The organism is Methylocaldum sp. RMAD-M, assembly GCF_017832375.1.
Classification (GTDB): domain Bacteria; phylum Pseudomonadota; class Gammaproteobacteria; order Methylococcales; family Methylococcaceae; genus Methylocaldum.
Genome location: NZ_JAFIBZ010000067.1, coordinates 1 through 1,878, shown reverse-complemented (window position 1 = coordinate 1,878; position 1,878 = coordinate 1). Strand labels below are relative to the sequence as shown.

Below are 1,878 nucleotides of genomic sequence, written 5' to 3'. Positions count from 1 at the left end.
ATACTGATTCTGGGTGTCGATGGCGTCGATCGGCGTATAAAAAAGATTTTGCAGGCGCGCCCGGCTCTTCACCTGCCAGTGAGGTTCCGCCGCGACGAGCTGGGTGGTGAAGCCGAGATCGGTGCCGAAGACCGCCTGAGGATCGAGCCGGTCCGGCAACAGCTGGATATTGGAATGATACTGCTGGCTCACGCTGGCCGCCGCCTCGAGGTGCCAGTCCACGCCGAAGCTCGGGCGGGCGACGGCCATACCGAGCCCCACGCCGGCCCAGGCCAGCCGCTGAATCGTCCCCCGCATGCTCAGCCGCCTCGCGCGCGCCTGGGGCCGGCCGGATCGCGCCTCACGCGGGCCCGGCGCCTCAACGGACAACCACGACGTCGCCGTTCATCAGCAGAATGTTCTGCTCCAGGTCCTCGCCGGCGGCCACGGCATCGTAATCGAACGGCAGGGGCGTGGTCTGATCGCCCCGTTGGCGGAGGATGGTGATGTCGTCGCGGTCGGCGAAAGGGTTGAGCCCGCCGGCGAGCGCCAGGGCGTGCATCACGGTGACCCGGCCGGGGGTGACGAACTCGCCGGGTTTATTGACCTTGCCGACCACATAAATCTTCTGGCTGGTGGTGATCACCGACACCGAGACGACCGGGTCGGCGAGGTACTCGCTCAAGCGTTCGGTGACGGTGGCGCGGACGTCCTCGACGGTGAGGCCGCCGGCCGCGAGGTCGCCGACCAGGGGGAAGGAGAGGCCGCCGTCGGCGCGGACCAGGACCTGTTTGGTAAGGCCCTCCTCGCGCCACACCGAAATCTCCAGCACGTCCCCGGGGACAATGCGATAGTCCCTGTGGCTTTCTATCAGGGGCGGCGAATTTTCGCCATTTCCGAGTGCGCCGGTAGCGAATGCCAAGAGTGCTGCAAATTTGAGCAATTGGAGATACATAGGAGCTGTGACGCAGAGAAATACGAAAATGAAGGAACAGCGGGCAATACTCGCCCGACGATTCAGACGATGGGTCCGTCTTAGAAGCTGTCTTCAAACTACTGCGCGCCGCCATGCTTTCGTTGCTCAAGGGCTTAAAATCCGCATGCACTTCTCTGTACACTCCGGTTTTGACTCGCCCCATCCCTGGGGCTCGCCCTTTCGCGCTTTGCCCTGACGTCGCTCGTGACGTTTGAAGACAGCTTCTTGTCGCCTATCCAGCATTACGCTAACAGACGATTGTTACAGTTCCGTTCCAACGACGGAACACCGTTTCACAAAGCTGACATGAAGCCATGCTGTCATATTCGGCTTAGACGGTGGGCTGTCGGTGTTGCTTATGTAACACCTAGCCTACCTGATTTTTCTGCAATGCTGTCTCTATCGAGCTAGGGAGCGTTTATGAAATTGAGTCTGGTTCGGCCCGTTCCGGCCTGGGTGGTGGTGGCCTGGGTGTTGACCGCGTGCGGCGGGGCGGAGGAGCGCAAGGCCGCGCACCTGGCGCGCGGCCTCCAGTATGTCGAGGCGCAGAATCTGGACAAGGCCAAGGTCGAGTTCAAGAACGTCCTGCAGATCGACCCCAAGGCCGCGAGCCCCTATTTCTACCTGGGCCGGATCGAAGAAGACCAGAAGCACTGGCGCGAGGCGTTCGCCCTCTATCAAAAGGCGGTCGAACTCGACCCGACCCACCGCGACGCCCAGCTCAAACTGGCGAAGTTCTACCTGCTGGCGAAGGACGCCGCGAAAGCCCAGGAACTCCTGGGGCCGGTGGCCGAGGAACGGCCCTCGGACCTCGAAGTGCGGATGCTCAAGGCGGCGATCGCGAACCTCCAGGGGGACAGCGCGTCGATGCGGGCGCAACTGGAGGCGATCGTGGCGGAGCAGCCGGCCCGGCCCGACCCCTA

General features: G+C 62.9%; 3 protein-coding genes. 1 reads left to right on the top strand and 2 read right to left on the bottom strand.

The features are described 5' to 3' along the window. The coding region (locus JOD69_RS24445) for a hypothetical protein (RefSeq protein ID WP_210024372.1) at window positions 1-297 on the bottom strand (297 nt) is incomplete at its 3' end. A gap of 61 nt (window positions 298-358) precedes the next feature. Further along, window positions 359-934, bottom strand: coding sequence for a polysaccharide biosynthesis/export family protein (locus tag JOD69_RS24440; protein ID WP_156881756.1), 576 nt, complete (start codon window positions 932-934; stop codon window positions 359-361). A gap of 441 nt (window positions 935-1,375) precedes the next feature. Between JOD69_RS24440 and JOD69_RS24435 the strand changes: the two genes are divergently transcribed. Continuing rightward, window positions 1,376-1,878 (top strand): tetratricopeptide repeat protein (locus JOD69_RS24435; protein WP_210024371.1); only part of this gene is annotated, 503 nt, incomplete at its 3' end.